Source organism: Glutamicibacter sp. AGC84 (assembly GCF_053543575.1).
The window spans coordinates 4077-6504 of sequence record NZ_JBLVOC010000020.1 but is presented as its reverse complement, the minus strand read 5'-3'; the positions used below and the strand labels follow the sequence as shown (position 1 = coordinate 6504).

Genomic DNA, 2428 nt, shown 5'->3' with positions numbered 1-2428 from the left:
CCGAGACGCTTCATAAGTTCTTCTTTTGAAGACATGTCTTAGACGTCTGCGACCTTGCGACCCTTGTACTCAAGGAACAATTCGGTACCAGCCGAGTCGGTGACAACCTTAGCCTGGTGAGGCAGGCTGTAGGTTACGCGACCGTTTTCAACGGTCTTCACCAGGTTCGGTGCGGTAGCCTTCCACTGAGAACGGCGGGCACGAGTATTCGCACGGGACATCTTCCGCTTTGGAACAGCCACGACTACTTCTCTTCTCTCTTGTCTGACGTTTTATCATTTGTCGCATCCTCTGCGACAATGTCGGACAGCTGCGCTAGCGCTGCCCAACGTGGATCCAGGATCTCATGATCATGCTGAGGGTCATCGTTGAGGCTGATTCCGCATTCACTGCAGAGCCCCAAGCAATCTTCCCGGCAAACCGGCTGGAACGGCAGGGCGGTAACCACTGCGCTCCGTACTACCGGATCGATGTCAATCAAGTCACCGACCACCCAATACTGATCCACATCATCATCGTCTTCGAATTCTTCGCTCTCTTCATAATAGAAGAGCTCTTGAATATCAGCCTCGAAGTCGTACTCGATGGGCTCCAAGCATCGTCCACATTCCCCAGCGATTTGCGCTGTAGCGGTACCCGATACCAGAATTCCTTCATGCACAGCTTCAAAGCGAAGATCTAAGTCAAGCTCAGATCCTCCACGAATACCGATGAGTGCATTTCCCACATCTGCGGGTGCCGAAACCTGCTCATTGAGAGTTTTCATTGAGCCAGGCGAACGGCCGAGCTCCCTGGTTGAAAAAACCAGAGGCGAGTTGCGATCGAGTTCGCCGTGTGACGATCGATCAGAACGCTTTTCGCTAATGATGACTCCTATAGAAACATAGTCCGACATTTCATCTTAGCTTGCCGTAGGCCAAGTTCCCAAACTGAAACCAGTTTTCAGAGCTCGATGCCGGTGTTGCACTCACCACAGCATATCGTATACGACCTGCCAATCCCTACTTGCACGCGTTGCTAATCCACCATTCCCGACCTCGCAATCCGCGCCGCGGACTTCGAAGAAGAATCGGAATAACGCCAGGGGCGAGCGCGACGCAAAACGGCTTATAGCAAACGTCCCGAAGAAAGCTTGCCCAGCGAATTATGCTTGGTCATGCTTCGAATTAAGTGGTGAGGGATTCTCCGTGAAAGTGTTACGAACCGTCAATAGCGTCGTCAAGAAAGTGCAAGCGCGCTTTGAGACACGGCGACACCTGAAGTTCATTCAGAACCACGCCACAGAACTACGCCACCTGCCCGTGGGAGCCGACCGGTACAAGGTAGCGCTGCACTTTCCCGATGAGATGGCCAACGCCTACCAGATCAGGCAATGGTACGAACCGCTTTTAGCCTTGGCAGAGTTCGTGCCGGTGGTAATCATCGTGCGAAGTCCTGATACTGCGCTGTCACTGCGCAAGGAATGCCCGCTACCGATTCACTTCGCCCCCGCCGTGGAAGATATTGAGCGATTCATGCAATCCCAGGATCTACGTGTGGTGTTCTACGTGAATCAAAATATCCGGAACTTTCAAATCATGCGGTTCAATGCGCCTAATCATGTCTTCATCTGCCATGGCGAAAGCGAAAAAGCCTACATGTGGTCCAACCAGCTCAAGGCCTACGACTATGTATTTTCAGCCGGTGAAGCAGCTAGAGATCGCCTGGTAAATCACTTGCGCAATTTCGACGCTTCGTTGCGTTGCCGGTTAACTGGGCGTCCGCAAATAGATGTGGATTATGCGTCGCCTGTCGACCTGAATAAGGAACTACCAACGCTTCTCTATGCCCCAACGTGGGAAGGCGACCGGCCTTCCATGAATTATGGCTCAGTACTATCCCACGGCGAACAGTTAATTGACGCCCTGATCAAGGACGGTGGATTCAACGTTATTTTTCGTCCCCATCCACGTTCTGGACTGGGTGCGAAACCCTATGGGCAAGGCGTAGAAAGAATCCGAAAACAGCTGAGGGCGCACAGCGAAACTTCGAAAGCCCAATTCATTTTCGATGACTCGGCCGACTGGGGCTGGCAGTGGTCAGCTGCTGACCTTTGCGTGACCGACATTTCCGCAGTTGCTTATGACTTTTTGGCTACAGGGAAACCAATGTTCGTGACGCAACCGATGTCCACCGAGGCTACCGTTGATGAATCTCCAGCGCTGCAACAGGTGCCTGCCCTTACAGCTGCGGCGGCAACGGAAATCAGCCGGCTGGCGCGAGAAGCCTTGGCCGGCAACAACCCGCAGCTACGAGGACTGGTCAATTACTACTTTGGCGACGTTTCCCCCGGTGCCAGCATGCAACGTTTCGTTGCAGAAACGCTGGCGCTAGTGCAAGAAGACAGCGTCACTGATCACTAGCCAGCTTCAGCAGCATAGTGGTGCCG

3 protein-coding genes are annotated in these 2428 nt (G+C 53.2%); 1 reads left to right on the top strand and 2 read right to left on the bottom strand.

Annotated features, from left to right (window positions below; all coding sequences use genetic code 11):
• Positions 1 to 38 precede the first annotated feature (38 nt).
• Together rpmF and ACNPN0_RS12335 are read right to left on the bottom strand one after the other, a co-directional pair.
• Positions 39 to 242, bottom strand: coding sequence for a 50S ribosomal protein L32 (rpmF, locus tag ACNPN0_RS12340; protein ID WP_013348816.1), 204 nt, complete (start codon positions 240 to 242; stop codon positions 39 to 41).
• Positions 243 to 244: 2 nt separating this feature from the next.
• Entirely contained in the window at positions 245 to 808 is a 564-nt protein-coding gene (locus tag ACNPN0_RS12335) for a YceD family protein (RefSeq protein WP_105659218.1), read from the bottom strand.
• Between the two features lie 379 nt (positions 809 to 1187).
• Here ACNPN0_RS12335 and ACNPN0_RS12330 point away from each other — a divergent pair, with 379 nt between their 5' ends.
• Positions 1188 to 2402, top strand: a complete 1215-nt coding sequence (locus ACNPN0_RS12330) for a CDP-glycerol glycerophosphotransferase family protein (protein WP_448938555.1) — start codon at positions 1188 to 1190, stop codon at positions 2400 to 2402.
• Positions 2403 to 2428 lie beyond the last annotated feature (26 nt).